Source organism: Nocardia sp. CA-119907 (assembly GCF_050955995.1).
Lineage (GTDB): Bacteria > Actinomycetota > Actinomycetes > Mycobacteriales > Mycobacteriaceae > Nocardia.
This window is the reverse complement of sequence record NZ_CP192091.1, coordinates 1,506,659-1,519,870: the sequence shown is the minus strand read 5'-3', so window position 1 is coordinate 1,519,870 and position 13,212 is coordinate 1,506,659. Positions and strand designations below refer to the sequence as shown.

General features: G+C 66.9%; 14 protein-coding genes. 7 read left to right on the top strand and 7 right to left on the bottom strand.

Annotated elements, in window-relative coordinates; genetic code table 11:
• Positions 1–220: 220 nt before the first annotated feature.
• From ACQP2D_RS06950 to ACQP2D_RS06940, 3 genes are all read left to right on the top strand, one after another.
• Positions 221–889 carry a lipid droplet-associated protein gene (locus ACQP2D_RS06950; protein WP_433682881.1) on the top strand — a complete coding sequence of 223 codons (669 nt, stop codon included), beginning with the start codon at positions 221–223 and terminating at the stop codon, positions 887–889.
• Positions 890–1,014: 125 nt separating this feature from the next.
• Complete coding sequence (gene xseA, locus ACQP2D_RS06945) at positions 1,015–2,259, top strand: exodeoxyribonuclease VII large subunit (RefSeq protein ID WP_433685561.1); 1,245 nt, start codon at positions 1,015–1,017, stop codon at positions 2,257–2,259.
• 2 nt (positions 2,260–2,261) lie between these two features.
• Positions 2,262–2,504, top strand: coding sequence for an exodeoxyribonuclease VII small subunit (locus tag ACQP2D_RS06940; RefSeq protein ID WP_354961314.1), 243 nt, complete (start codon positions 2,262–2,264; stop codon positions 2,502–2,504).
• Between the two features lie 14 nt (positions 2,505–2,518).
• Here the strand turns inward: ACQP2D_RS06940 and ACQP2D_RS06935 are convergent, their stop codons facing one another.
• Positions 2,519–3,085, bottom strand: a complete 567-nt coding sequence (locus tag ACQP2D_RS06935; RefSeq protein WP_433682880.1) for a DUF4245 domain-containing protein — start codon at positions 3,083–3,085, stop codon at positions 2,519–2,521.
• 134 nt (positions 3,086–3,219) lie between these two features.
• Between ACQP2D_RS06935 and glpX the strand changes: the two genes are divergently transcribed.
• Positions 3,220–4,263, top strand: coding sequence for a class II fructose-bisphosphatase (gene glpX, locus ACQP2D_RS06930; RefSeq protein ID WP_433682879.1), 1,044 nt, complete (start codon positions 3,220–3,222; stop codon positions 4,261–4,263).
• 363 nt (positions 4,264–4,626) lie between these two features.
• Here glpX and ACQP2D_RS06925 read toward each other — a convergent pair whose 3' ends face one another.
• Positions 4,627–5,583, bottom strand: coding sequence for an alpha/beta fold hydrolase (locus ACQP2D_RS06925; protein ID WP_433682878.1), 957 nt, complete (start codon positions 5,581–5,583; stop codon positions 4,627–4,629).
• 185 nt (positions 5,584–5,768) lie between these two features.
• Here ACQP2D_RS06925 and ACQP2D_RS06920 point away from each other — a divergent pair, with 185 nt between their 5' ends.
• Both ACQP2D_RS06920 and ACQP2D_RS06915 read left to right on the top strand, forming a co-directional pair.
• Positions 5,769–6,632, top strand: coding sequence for an alpha/beta fold hydrolase (locus ACQP2D_RS06920; RefSeq protein ID WP_433682877.1), 864 nt, complete (start codon positions 5,769–5,771; stop codon positions 6,630–6,632).
• Between the two features lie 92 nt (positions 6,633–6,724).
• Positions 6,725–8,131 carry a class II fumarate hydratase gene (locus ACQP2D_RS06915; RefSeq protein ID WP_433682876.1) on the top strand — a complete coding sequence of 469 codons (1,407 nt, stop codon included), beginning with the start codon at positions 6,725–6,727 and terminating at the stop codon, positions 8,129–8,131.
• A 69-nt stretch (positions 8,132–8,200) separates the two neighbouring features.
• Here ACQP2D_RS06915 and ACQP2D_RS06910 read toward each other — a convergent pair whose 3' ends face one another.
• The 3 genes from ACQP2D_RS06910 to ACQP2D_RS06900 all read right to left on the bottom strand — a co-directional run bounded on the left by ACQP2D_RS06910 (position 8,201) and on the right by ACQP2D_RS06900 (position 11,229).
• On the bottom strand, positions 8,201–9,058 hold the full coding sequence (locus ACQP2D_RS06910; RefSeq protein WP_433682875.1) for an acyl-ACP desaturase: 858 nt from the start codon (positions 9,056–9,058) through the stop codon (positions 8,201–8,203).
• Positions 9,059–9,207: 149 nt separating this feature from the next.
• Complete coding sequence (locus ACQP2D_RS06905; protein WP_433682874.1) at positions 9,208–9,753, bottom strand: LGFP repeat-containing protein; 546 nt, start codon at positions 9,751–9,753, stop codon at positions 9,208–9,210.
• A 201-nt stretch (positions 9,754–9,954) separates the two neighbouring features.
• Entirely contained in the window at positions 9,955–11,229 is a 1,275-nt protein-coding gene (locus ACQP2D_RS06900) for a PhoH family protein (RefSeq protein WP_433685560.1), read from the bottom strand.
• 401 nt (positions 11,230–11,630) lie between these two features.
• Between ACQP2D_RS06900 and ACQP2D_RS06895 the strand changes: the two genes are divergently transcribed.
• Positions 11,631–11,903, top strand: a complete 273-nt coding sequence (locus ACQP2D_RS06895) for a hypothetical protein (protein ID WP_354951591.1) — start codon at positions 11,631–11,633, stop codon at positions 11,901–11,903.
• A gap of 61 nt (positions 11,904–11,964) precedes the next feature.
• Here the strand turns inward: ACQP2D_RS06895 and ACQP2D_RS06890 are convergent, their stop codons facing one another.
• Together ACQP2D_RS06890 and ACQP2D_RS06885 are read right to left on the bottom strand one after the other, a co-directional pair.
• The gene (locus ACQP2D_RS06890) at positions 11,965–12,384 is read right to left on the bottom strand and encodes a limonene-1,2-epoxide hydrolase family protein (protein WP_433682873.1); all 420 of its coding nucleotides are present in this window, start codon (positions 12,382–12,384) and stop codon (positions 11,965–11,967) included.
• Between the two features lie 49 nt (positions 12,385–12,433).
• Positions 12,434–13,186: a TetR/AcrR family transcriptional regulator gene (locus ACQP2D_RS06885; protein ID WP_433682872.1), complete on the bottom strand. Its 753-nt coding sequence runs from the start codon at positions 13,184–13,186 to the stop codon at positions 12,434–12,436.
• Positions 13,187–13,212: the final 26 nt, after the last annotated feature.

The window sequence follows — 13,212 nt, the reverse complement described above, 5'->3', positions numbered from 1 at the left end:
TGCGCCCGGTACCTGCCGGACGGCCGGTCACCGCCTCGGCGAGGTCATTCTCGACACACCGGCATGGAGTCGGCAGGCAGCCCAATGATGATGCAGAACCCCGGCGCGTCTGATCAGGAAGGCAGACCGGGGAACCACGTCGGGCCGCACGCGCCGGATAGATTGTGTGTCTGTGACACCAGTGCTTTGCATAACATCCCGTATCGGGCAGGCTAGGAGCATGTTTCGACCACCGTTCCTGGCCCGGGTCGCTGCCGGAGCCGCCGTATACGCCATCGAAGAAACACGTCGGTTACCCACTGCCGCAATGAATTTCCCGATCACCGCGATCAGCCAGATGCTGCAGACCACCATGCACGTCCAGCAGTTCGTGACCAGCCTCGCCCTCAAGGGCGACGGCGTCTTCGACCGTCTCACCAGCTCCTCCGTCGAACAGCCCGAGTGGGCCACCTTCGATGAAGACGCGGAGCCCGAGTTCACCGCCACCGCGCGCGAGAGCCGCTTCGACCTGTACGCCCCCGAAGCCGAATTCGCCCCGCAGGACACCCTGACCGTCGAAGCCGCCGCCCGCGCCGGTGAGCGCAATGGCCACACCGCCTCGATCCAGACCATCGCGGAGCCGGAAACCGAGGTCGCGGGCCCAGGGGCCGCAACGGCCGCCGAACCCGAACCCGAGCCCGAGTCCGAACCCGAACCCGAGGTCGTCGAGCCCGAGGTGGCCACCCGGTACGACTACGCCAATATGACCTTGGCTCAGTTGCGCGCACGCCTGCGCATGCTGACCGTCGAGGACCTGACCGCCCTGCTCGACTACGAGCAGGGCACCCGCGCCAGGGCGCCGTTCGTGACCATGCTGACGAATCGGATCGCCACCGTGCGGGCCCAGTGAATTCAGCATCGCGCAGCGATTCGACGGAGGGGGGCGAACCCGCCGCCGCATCGTCGACGGTTGGCCGGGAATCTTCCGGCCAACCCGACCGAACGGCCGCCCCCGCCAATTCCGCCGAGCACCCGATGCCGGTGCGCTCGGTATCCATCAAGGTCGCGCAATGGATCGATCGGCTCGGCAGCATCTGGGTGGAGGGGCAGATCACCCAGATCAATCTGCGGCCGGGCACCAGCACCGCATTCCTGGTATTGCGCGATACCTCCGCCGATATGTCGCTATCGGTGACCTGTCATCCGGACCTCATCCGCCGATCCGCGGTACCGCTGCAGGAAGGCAGCCGGGTGGTGGTCTACGGCAAACTCGCGTTCTTCACCGGTCGCGGCACGATTTCGTTGCGCGCCATGGAGATTCGACCGGTCGGCATCGGTGAACTGCTGGCCCGCATCGAACGGTTGAAGGCACTGCTCGCCGCGGAGGGATTATTCGATCCCCGGCTGAAGCGGCCGATCCCGTTCCTGCCCAAGACAATCGGACTGATCACCGGTCGGGCGAGCGCCGCCGAACGCGACGTCCTGACCGTTGCCCGAAACCGCTGGCCCGCAGTGCGTTTCGAAATTCGCAATACCGCCGTGCAGGGCCCGACCGCCGTGCCGCAGATGCTGCAGGCGCTGGCCGGGCTCGACCGCGATCCGGCGGTCGAGGTCATCGTGCTCGCCCGCGGCGGCGGCAGCGTCGAGGATCTGCTGCCGTTCTCCGATGAGGCGCTGTGCCGCGCGATCGTCGCGGCGACCACCCCGATCGTGAGCGCGATCGGTCACGAACCCGATAACCCGCTCTGCGATCTGGTCGCCGATCTGCGCGCCGCCACCCCCACCGATGCCGCCAAGCGCATCGTGCCCGACGCGGCCGCCGAACTGGCCGGGGTCCGCGATATGCGCGCCCGCGCCGCGGCCGCGCTGCGCGGCTGGGTCGACCGCGAGACCAGGGCATTGGCACAGCTGCGTTCCCGGCCGGTGCTCGCCGACCCGCTGCGCGAGCTGGACCGCCGCTACGACGAGATCGAGCGCCTGCGCTCGGCCACCCGCCGCACCGCCGAACAGCTGATCCGCACCGAAACCACCGCGACCCGCCATCTGCGCGAAAAACTCACCGCGGTGGGACCGGCCGCCACTCTGGCCCGTGGCTACGCTGTCGTGCAACGCGTCACCGGTAAGGAACGGCATGTGGTCCGGTCCATCGAGGACGCGCCCGCGGGCAGTCAGCTGCGGATCCGGGTCGCCGACGGCGCGGTCACCGCCGCCGCGCTCGGAACCCAGGCCCTGGGCAATCCCGTACTCGCACCGAACAACACCGACACAGGGAGGAACTGACCTTGGCCGACTCCGGCAAGGACGACGAGCTGGCCGAGATCTCCACCTTCGGCTACGAACGCGCCCGCGACGAACTGGTCAACGTCGTGAAAATGCTCGAACAGGGCGGCCTCGACCTGGACGACTCGCTGGCACTGTGGGAGCGCGGCGAAGCACTGGCCACCCGCTGTGAGGAACATCTCGCGGGTGCGCGCCAACGCGTCGAGAACGCGCTGTCCCGCACCGATCTCGAAGCCGACGAATAACCCTGAGTGGCGCGCTACTTCGGTAGCGGCTGGGCCGCGGTGACGGCGGCGGCCAGTGTGGTGAAGGCGGCGTGATTGCCCGCGCCGGTAATCAGCACCCTGGACCGGCCGAAGTCGCCGATCCATGCCGTCTCGGAGCCCTGCTCGGCGTACACCACCCACTTCTGGTCACCGACCTGTTCGGTGCCGGTGCCGTAGCGGGAACCGAGGACGAAGCGGGACAGCGCTTCCTCGGTAGCGCTGCTCTGGCTCATCCGCATGTAGGTGCCCTGCGGTGTGATGTAGCCGACGGTGCTGACCGGACCTCCGCCACTGGTGGTGATGGTGTCGCGGCTACCGGAGTTGGGCGTCCAGCCCTCGGGCAGGCTCGGATTGCGGATCGGGAACGGCATCGACTTCGCGTCCACCGACAGCGCCGCGTTCACGTCGAAGTGCGGTATCTGGCCCTGGGTCGGCCCCTTCGCGGCGAAGCTGCACTGACTGGCGAGCCCGGCGAAGACCACGGCGATCAGCACCAACGGGATCAGTGACCAGAACAGATCCCGGTAGTCGTTGAGGATGCGTGGTTTTTGGTACGACACGCCCCCAGTATCCACGCTCGACCGGACCGGCTGAACCAGAGGTGCTCCGCGATCTGGAACGGTAGTACCTGATCGGGAACGGTCGCGCTTCTGAGACAATCAGCCGTAGCAACGACCGTAGGAGGCACACCGTAATGACGGCATCTTCGCCCGCACCCAGCCGCCGCGAGGCGCCGGACCGCAACCTCGCGCTCGAACTTGTCCGGGTCACCGAGGCCGGTGCGATGGCCGCGGGCCGCTGGGTCGGCCGCGGCGATAAGGAAGGCGGCGACGGTGCGGCCGTCGACGCCATGCGGCAGCTGGTCAGCTCGGTTTCCATGCGCGGCATCGTGGTCATCGGTGAGGGCGAGAAGGACGAAGCGCCCATGCTCTACAACGGTGAGCTGGTCGGCGACGGCACCGGTCCCGAGGTCGACTTCGCGGTCGACCCGATCGACGGGACCACGCTGATGTCGAAGGGTTCGCCGGGCGCCATCGCGGTGCTCGCGGTCGCCGAGCGCGGTGCCATGTTCGATCCGTCCGCGGTGTTCTACATGCACAAGATCGCGGTCGGCCCGGATGCCGCGGGTGTGATCGATATCTCCGCGCCGATCGCCGAGAACATCGCCCGGGTCGCCAAGGCCAAGAATGTCTCGAAATCCGATCTCACCGTCTGCATCCTGGACCGGCCCCGGCATGCCGAGCTGATCCAGCACGTGCGCAACGCGGGCGCGCGCATCCGGCTGATCTCCGACGGTGACGTCGCGGGCGCCATCGCCTGCGCCCGACCGGATTCCGGCACCGACATCCTGGTCGGCATCGGCGGCACCCCGGAGGGCATCATCGCCGCCGCCGCTATGCGCTGTATGGGCGGCGAACTGCAGGGCATGCTCGCCCCGAAGGACGATGAAGAACGCCAGAAGGCGATCGACGCGGGCCACGACCTGAGCCGCGTACTCACCACCGAGGATCTGGTCGCGGGCGACAACGTCTTCTTCTGTGCCACTGGCGTCACCGACGGCGACCTACTACGTGGCGTGCGCTACTACGGCGGCGGCGCATCGACCCAGTCCATCGTCATGCGCTCCAAGTCCGGCACGGTCCGCATGATCGACGCCTACCACCGCCTCACCAAGCTCCGCGAGTACTCTTCCGTCGATTTCATCGGCGACGAGCACGCGGTGCCGCCGCTCCCCTGAGCGATGCGTCCACCGGTCGAGCCCGATCCGAACGATTCGGATCGGGCTCGACCCGTCTCGCGTGCATGTTCGCGCCCGCCGACTTCCGATCCCGAATCGAGAAGCACCCGGCTTCACACACCTGGCGCTAGGGCACAGATTCCGTCAGGAGCTGCGGATACGGCTCTCGAGAAATAGCGCATCCAGACCTGACAGCGATCGAATTGCCCGGCCACGACACGATGCCGGTGACGCCGCACCAGCTCGACGGCGCCGACCGCGCACAGGGAATGGCAGCGCATCATCGCCGCCCAACCTCGCTACGCGAAGTACCAGCGCAAATCCGATAAGGAATACCTGCCGATCCGGCTCACGCCGCACTGACTACGCGACGAGGGTGAGGTGCTCGGCCTCGACATTGTCGGGCCCGCCCGCGCGCGTCAGCAGGCGGGCAATGGCCTCGGCGACCCGGGTCGGCTGCTCGAGAATCACCGAATGACCGGCGCCGTCGACCAGCACGCAATCCGAGTACACGACGGCAGCCGCCATTGCGACGGAATGCGACGGCGGCGTCATCAGGTCGGCGCTGCCGCACAGCACCAAGGTGGGGATATTCGAGAGCACCGCGAGCGCATCGGTTTGGTCGTAGGTCATGAAGGCGCTCAAGAAGCTCGCCATCGTCACGATCGGCGTCGAGTTGTGCATCGTGTTGGCCAGGTTCAGCACCCGGCGGCTGACCTTGCGATCGCCGAATTCGGCGGTATGGATGATCGGAGCGAAAGCCTTGCAGGCCATGAGCTTTGCGTGGTTGATCAGGCCGGGAGCACATCGGACGGCGGCCTGGAATGCCGAAACGGCCGGGGTGCGCAGCAGGCGGCCGAACCCGGCGTCGGCGAGTCCGCTCGCCGCGGTCGCGATGAGCGCGACACCGACGATGCGCGTGCCGATCTCGTGCGGGTGCTGGCTGGCATAGGTCAGTACGGTCATGCCACCCATCGAGTGACCGACGAGAACGACCGGACCGGTGGGGGCGACAGCGTCGAGGACGTCGCGCAGGTCGTAGCCGAGCTGCTCGAGGCTGTAGGTCTGTGGTGACGCCGCGGCGGAGTCGCCGTGGCCGCGGTGGTCGTAGCAGACGACCCGGGCGCCGACGTACCGGCGCAGCAGGGCGTCGCGGACGTAGGTCCAGGACGCGGTGCCCAGGCAATGTCCGTGCAGCAGAACGACGGTGAGGTCCGCATTTCGCGGGCCGTCTTCGCGAACCGCCAGCGCCACACCGTCTTTGGTCACGACCGTGGCACGACGTTCCGCCGAGTGGGCGAGTGTGCTCGAGTTCGACATCGGAGGCTCCAGTTCGGCGTGTGCGGTGACCTGTCCAACTTTCCACCGGATTCGCCGCCGGTATCAGGCCCCCGAGTGCTGGGGTCGGTCCCCCAAGGTGGAGCGGATCACCACCAAGGTGCGAGCCCGACATGACGGCTCTGCGGCAGCGATGAATTCGCGCCGCTCGGTTCGTCCACACTGGTATGACCGAGCACACTCTCGAAACCGCCGAAGCCGATATCGTCTATGACGTTCACGGACCGCTGCCCACCGCCGACGGGCGCCCGCCGCTGTTCATGATCGGACAGCCCATGGACGCCACTGGTTTCCGCACGTTGACCTCGTACTTTCCCGATCGCACGGTGGTCACCTACGATCCGCGCGGCCTCGGCCGCAGCCTCCGCAAGGACGGGCGTGTCGATAATTCGCCCACCGTCCAAGCCGACGATGTGCACGCGATCATCGGGGCGCTCGGCGCCGGGCGGGTCGAGTTGTTCGGCAGCAGCGGGGGCGCGGTGACCGCGCTGGCGCTGGTCGCAGCCCACCCGGACGATGTGACCACGCTGGTCGCCCATGAGCCGCCGCTCATCCCGGTACTTCCCGACGCCGCTGCCGCCGAGCATGCCCGCGCCCAGGTTCGCGATGTGTACGAGGCCAAGGGGGCCGGTGCTGGCATGGCGAGCTTCATCGCCATGACCTCGTGGCAGGGCGAATTCACCGACGACTACTTCGCCCAGCCCGTGGCCGATCCGGCCCAGTTCGGCATGCCGACCGAGGACGACGGATCCCGTGACGACCCGCTGCTGTCCGACCGTTCCTGGGCGGTCAGCGGCTATCGCCCCGACGTCGCCGCCCTCGCCGCCGCGCCGACCCGCATCGTCATTGCCGTCGGCGAGGAGTCCGCGGGCACCTTCACCGGACGCACCTCCGAGGCCGCCGCCGCACTGCTCGGCCAGCCGGCAACGGTATTCCCCAGCCACCACGGCGGATTCCTCGGCGGCGAGTACGGCTATCCCGGCCAACCCGAGGCCTTCGCCCGCAAACTCCGCGAAGTCCTCGAGGGCTGACGCGTATTCCCGGCGCGGCCCGGCGCGCGGTGTGCGAATCGCCTCAGGTGTGGCAGCCCCGCGCGGGTCGTCTCGGGCATAGGGTCGAAATCATGACGACCGAGGAGACGCAGTACCGCATCGAACACGACACCATGGGCGAGGTTCGGGTACCCCTGCACGCGTTGTGGCGGGCGCAGACCCAGCGTGCGGTGGAGAACTTTCCGATCAGCGGGCGGGGGCTGGAGCGGGCCCAGATCCGCGCGCTCGGTCTGCTCAAGGCCGCGTGCGCCCAGGTGAACAAGGATCTCGGACTGCTCGATCCGGCGAAGGCGGATGCGATCATCGCCGCCGCCAATGAGATCGCCGACGGCCTGCACGATGACCAGTTCCCGATCGATGTCTTCCAGACCGGCTCCGGCACCAGCTCGAATATGAACGCCAATGAGGTGATCGCCTCCATCGCGAAGGCGAAGGGCGTGACCGTGCACCCGAACGACGATGTGAATATGTCGCAGTCGTCCAATGACACCTTCCCCACCGCAACCCATCTGGCCGCCACCGAGGCCGCGATCAAGGATCTGATCCCCGCGCTGGACCACCTGCGGCTGGCACTGCTGGACAAGTCGACCGAATGGCGCACCGTGGTGAAGTCCGGCCGCACCCATTTGATGGACGCGGTGCCGGTGACCCTCGGCCAGGAGTTCGGCGGCTACACCCGTCAGGTCGCGGCGGGTATCGAGCGCATCATGGCGACGCTGCCCCGGCTGGGCGAGCTGCCGATCGGCGGCACCGCGGTCGGTACGGGCCTCAACGCGCCGGCCGGCTTCGGCGCGAAAGTCGTTGCCGAACTGGTGCAGTCGACCGATCTCGATGCGCTCACCGAAGCGACCGATCACTTCGAGGCGCAGGCCGCCCGTGACGGTCTGGTCGAGGCGTCGGGCGCGCTGCGCACCGTCGCGGTGAGCCTCACCAAGATCGCCAATGACATCCGCTGGATGGGGTCGGGCCCGCTGACCGGTCTCGGCGAACTGCGACTGCCCGATCTGCAGCCGGGCAGTTCGATCATGCCCGGCAAGGTGAATCCGGTACTGCCGGAAGCAGTTACGCAGGTCGCCGCGCAGGTGATCGGCAATGACGCGGCCATCGCGTTCTCGGGTGCCAGCGGCGCGTTCGAGTTGAATGTCTATATCCCGGTCATGGCACGCAATCTGCTGGAGTCGATTCGACTGCTCGCCAACGTTTCGCGACTGTTCGCCGATAAGTGCATTCGTGGTCTGATCGCCAATGAGGATCATCTGCGCACCCTCGCGGAATCGTCACCGTCCATTGTGACGCCGCTGAATTCCGTGATCGGTTACGAAGAAGCGGCCGCGGTCGCCAAAGAGGCTCTGAAGGAAAAGAAGACCATTCGCCAGACCGTGATCGATCGCGGTTTGCTCGACGAGAAGCTGACCATCGAAGAACTCGACCGCCGTCTGAATGTGCTGTCGATGGCGAAGGTAGAGAACGAGGAGTAAGCAAATGTGCGGGTATGGCCGCTGCGGCCATACCCGCACAACTGGTCGAACCGTGAACCAGGTCAGCGATCAGAACCGCAGATGCCCGAGTTCCGCGCGCGCCTTCTCACCCTCTTCACCGAGGTCGGTCCGGGTGAAGATCTCCCACCGCTGCAGCAGCGGCGCGAAGACCAGCTCGCCCTCCTTGGCGCGGTCGTAGATGCCCGCCTCGGCGAGTACCTCATCGCTGCTGCGCCCGTCGGCAAGCGTCACCGACGGCACATGGAAGTTCGCCACACTGTCGGCGATGGCCCGCATCGTCTGATCCGGCGCGAGGCCGAACGCCGCCGTGATCAATTCGGCGAAGAACACCGACTGCAGCTCATCGTCGGCCGCGATGCGCTCGGCCATGGCGGTGACCATCCGGTTCTCCCCGAGTGCCGCGGTATTGCGATGCCGGATGGCCGCGGCCGCTTCCTCGAACGCGCAGGTGGCGAGCACGTCGAGCAGGTGCAGTGGGGGACGCCGGAATCCCTTGGTCATATGTTCCATCCGCAACCGCTCCAACTCCACCGGGTCGACCGACCGGGTGACCATGAGGTAGTTGCGGATCATGATCTCGTGGCGGTTCTCCTCGGCCGTCCACCGGCCGACCCAGCGCCACCACGATCCGATGCGGAGATATTTGCCGACCTCGCGGTGGTACGAGGGCAGGTTGTCGGCGATGAGCACGCTGACCGTCAACGCCAGCTTGGCGGTCTCGCTCAGTGTGGATTGCTCCGGCTCCCAATCGATTCCGCCGAGAAAGCCGAAATTGCGGCCGTCGTCCCACGGGACGTAGTCGTGCGGCTGCCAGCCGTCGGCGGCGGCGATATGGCGGCGCAGATTCAGCTCCACCTCATCGGCGAGGGACGCGAGTAGTTCGCGATCGGTCAAGAGAGTTTGCACTAACACAACCTAGCGGCTGGGGCCCCGCGGTGCGGGGATCTACGAATAGGAATTGGTACCGGCGTCCGAGCGTACAAGTGCCGGCCCTTTCGGACGAGCCCCCAGCATATCCATCGGTGAAACACCGGTGCCCGGACGCCGTGCCGGAATCAGTACTTCGGCGTGACGGTGGTATTTCCATCCACCCAGGTGATGGTGCCACTGACGAAATCGGTCTGCTTACCGCCGGGGATGTCCTTCTCATCACTGGTCGGGTAGCCGAGCATGCCGCCGGGGCCGCCGTTGTCCTCCCACGCCTTGCGGATTTCGCCCCAGACGATGTGCGCGCCGGTGTCCTTGTCCCAGACGATCGCGCCGCCGGTGAAGTCCTGCCACTTGCCGTCGTTCGGGCCGTCCTCCTGCGCCCGCAACGGAGCGCCGAGCGGACCGGTCGGGCCGCCGGACTGTACGTACTTGTCGAAGATCATGCCGGTGACCGCGATGTCGCCGCCCTGGGTGGCGATCTTCGTTTCGCCCGCGGCGCCGGATATGTGCTCTTCGCCGTGGCCGACGGCCGCCGAGGTGGTCGTCATGGACTCGGCGGTGTTCTTGTCCTTGTCGCCGTCTTTGCTGCAGCCTGCGGACAGCAGCAGTGCCGCCGCCGCGATGACCACGGTGAACCCAGCCGTTCGTCGAGCGAAGTGGTGCATTTCCATCCTCCCGAAAGTGGCTACCGATGCCACCGCGGCGCGGTGAGATCGCGCGTAACCTAGGCCGATGTCCGGCAACGGCCCGGCGAATCCACACGGGAATCGCCGGGCCGGTGCTGAACAGGTTATCGCGCGGATATTACCCGCTCGGTTGTGAGGTGAAACACACGCTGAGCATTTGCTCTTTGCCGGTACGGTTTCGTGCTGCTAGGCGTTGGGGCCGTACTCCTCCAACATCTCGGTCACCAGTGCCGCGATCGGCGAGCGTTCGCTACGGGTCAGCGTGATGTGCGCGAAAAGCGGATGCCCCTTGAGCTTTTCGATCACCGCGGCGACACCGTCGTGCCGACCGACCCGCAGGTTGTCGCGCTGGGCCACATCATGGGTGAGCACGACCCGCGATCCGGTGCCGAGTCGGCTCAGCACCGTCAGCAGCACATTGCGTTCCAGCGACTGCGCCTCGTCCACGATCACGAACGAATCGTGCAGCGAGCGACCGCGAATGTGGGTGAGCGGCAAGACTTCCAACATATCGCGGCTGAGCACCTCCTCCATCACCTCGCGACTGGCCAACCCGTCGAGCGTGTCGAAGACCGCCTGCGCCCACGGGCCCATCTTCTCGCTCTCCGATCCCGGCAGATAGCCGAGATCCTGCCCACCGACCGCGTACAGCGGACGGAACACCACCACCTTGCGCTGCGTGCGGCGCTCGAGCACCGCCTCCAATCCCGCGGTCAACGCCAGCGCCGACTTGCCGGTGCCGGCCCGGCCGCCGAGCGAGACGATGCCGACGCTCTCGTCCAATAGCAGATCCAGGGCGATGCGCTGTTCGGCCGAGCGGCCGTGTAGTCCGAACGCCTCGCGCTCGCGCACCAGCTGCACCCGCTTGTCCGGCGTGACCCGGCCGAGCGCGCTGGAACTGGAGCCGAGCAACCGGATCCCGGTGTGGCACGGCAGTTCCCGCGCCTCGTCCAGATCGATCACGCTTTCGGTGTAGAGCTGATCGATCTGGTTCTTGGAGACATCGATCTCCACCATTCCGGCCCAGCCGGAGGTCACCACGTCCTGGGCGTGGTACTCGTCGGCGTGCAAACCCACCGCACTCGCCTTGACGCGCAAGGGAATGTCCTTGGACACGAGCAATACCTCGCGGCCCTCGGCCGCCAGATTGAGCGCACAGGCCAGGATGCGGGAGTCATTGGTGTCGGTGCGGAATCCGACCGGAAGTACCGCGGGATCGGTGTGATTGAGTTCCACCTGCAGCGTTCCGCCCTCGGTGCCGATCGGCACCTGCTGATCCAGCCTGCCGTACTGCAGACGAAGATCATCGAGGTTGCGCAGGGCTTCCCGCGCGAACCAGCCCAATTCGTGGTGATGGCGCTTGCCTTCGAGTTCGCTGATCACGACCAGCGGTAATACGACGTCGTGTTCGCCGAACCTGGTGAAAGCCCAGGGATCGGACAGTAGAACCGAGGTGTCGATGACGAAGGACTTGGCACCGTATTTCTGGGAATGCGAGGGGCGGGCCCCCTTCGCGGCGGCTTCGCCTTTCGCGGAGCTGGAGTGCGCCGAGGGAGCGGGAACGGAGCGTGCAGCAGTCACGGTGGGCTCCTTTGTGTTCGCGCGGCACCCGCACGAACGATCTCGCTGGACCGGTCCGTCCCGATGGGATCCGACTTGCGTCAGATGCCCAGAGGGCCGGGTGCCGGCCCTCTCGTACTGAATAGCTCAGTCACGGTTCAGGACCTCCCGTACGAGCCACACCGACGCGGCCCGCACCACCGACGCTACCGCCGACTGCCCGGTCTCCGCTCGGGCACAGGTAGGCGTGTCCGTGAATTTGTCGTTAACCCCTGATTGGGGAACCGGATAGAGTCGCAGGTATGGCCGGTAACGAGGAGTTGGAGAAGCTGTCGTCCAAGGAGCTGCACGACCGGGCGGTCCGGCTCGCGGTGCGGCGCGCGGACATCAAATACCTGTGGCGGCTGCTGAAATCGATCCCGGCCGCCGAGGCCGCCGCGGGCGATCTCGGCGAGAGCGAGGCCGATATCAAGTACGTCGTCCCGATGATCGATGACTACATCCATGCGGGCGACGGCAGGATCGCCGAGGTGCTGCGGCCGTACTACCTCGACTACCTGGCCGAGCACTCCTGACCGCGCGACGAGTCGAACGCGCGCTCCGAGCAGCCGCCATTCGGCTCGCCGCGACGCCGCGTCACCGGTTGGGCAGCGCGGCGCGGACCAGTCCGACGACGGTCCCGCGCAGGAAGTTCTCCCAGCTGAAGTGGTCGTGCCACAGGATGATTCGGCCGTCGCGCAGTTCGAAGGTGCCGCAGACCCAGAACGCGATCCGCACCGAGCCGACGCGCAGGATATCGGTGCGGTCGGTCAGCACGATGTCACCGTCGGCGGCGATGTGACGCATCTCGGCCGCGAAGCCGATGGTGTCGCGATTCAGGCCGCGCAGAATGCGGCGGGTGAGACCGCCGCCGACGGTCGGCAGCGAGGTGTTCTTCCAGACGACGTCGGGGTGCAGGAGGTCGAGCGCCTCCTCGACGGCGCCGAGCTCCAGCGCGGCGAAGAACTCCCGCACGGTGGTGATCGCGTCCTGCTCCAGCTCGAGTTCTTCGCTCATATTCCGAGCGTAGGCCGCCGCCGTGGCGCTCGACAGTGCCCATCGCAGCTCACCGGGATTCGTGTCGGCGCTGATCGATGAGCACGGCCAGGCCGTCGAGCACACGGGCGATACCGAAATTCAACGCGTCGTTGGGACCCCCGGCGTAGGGCGGCGCGGATGTCGCGGACGCCTCCTCGGCGAAGGCCGCGACGACCTCGGGATAGCGGTCGCCCGCCGCGGTCAGCATCTCGGCGAACTGCTCGTTGAACTGCGCCACCGCATCGCCGCCGCCGGTTGAGTCGACCTGCTGGGCCAGGCTGCGGACATGCCCGTTGAGCAGCACGATGGTGTCCAGTCGCTCGGATCCGTTCAGTCCGCTGTCCTTGAGCGCCACCAGCGCGGCCTCGGTCCAGCCCATCTCATTGGGTCCGATGGGACGCAGTCCGGTGGTGAGTTCGATCGCCCAGGGATGGGCGATGTAGCGCTCGAATATCGTCCGGGCCCAGCTGCGCAGCGCGCCGCGCCACGGTTCTTCGGTCGAATCCGCCTGCGCCGCGGCCATATCCGGCGGCGGCCCCATGGCGGTGTCGAACATCAGCGCGGTGAGCTGCTCCTTGCCGGGGACATACCGGTACAGCGACATCTTGGTGAAGCCGAGGCGTTCGGCCAGGCGCTGCATCGACAGATTCGCCAGACCTTCGGCATCGGCGAGGGCGATGGCCTCCGCGACGATCCCCTCCAGAGATAGCGCGGGCTTCGGCCCGCGTTTGGGTCGCTGCTGGGTGCCCCAGAGCAGCTCGACGGTGGTCGGTGACGGCATCTGCACATCCTTCCGGAAAGCGCGTT